Source organism: Salinivibrio sp. ML198 (assembly GCF_001996015.1).
Taxonomy (GTDB): Bacteria; Pseudomonadota; Gammaproteobacteria; order Enterobacterales; family Vibrionaceae; genus Salinivibrio; species Salinivibrio siamensis.
In genome coordinates, this window is record NZ_MUEZ01000079.1 from 1 (window position 1) to 314 (window position 314).

Consider the following 314-nt stretch of genomic DNA (forward strand, 5'->3'; position numbering starts at 1 on the left):
TTTCTCTTCACGCGGTGGATGACCACGGAAAAGTCATTCTCCATAAATCTGTTTCACGCGCTAAACTACTGGCTACATTAGCAAATATGCCTACGATGTCCATAGGTATTGAGGCCTGTAGTGGGGCACATTATTGGGCCAGAGAATTCAACAAGCTCGGTCACGATACCCGTATCATGGCCGCAAAGTACGTCGGTCCTTATCGCACAAAAGGAAAAAATGACCTGAACGATGCCGTTGCCATTTGTGACGCTGTTCAGCGTCCAAACAGCCGGTTCATTCCTGTTAAGTCACCCGAACGCCAAGCGATTCTC

1 pseudogene is annotated in these 314 nt (G+C 48.4%); it reads left to right on the forward strand.

The features are described 5' to 3' along the window. Positions 1-314, forward strand: a pseudogene (locus tag BZG25_RS15820) (IS110 family transposase); the annotation flags it as partial.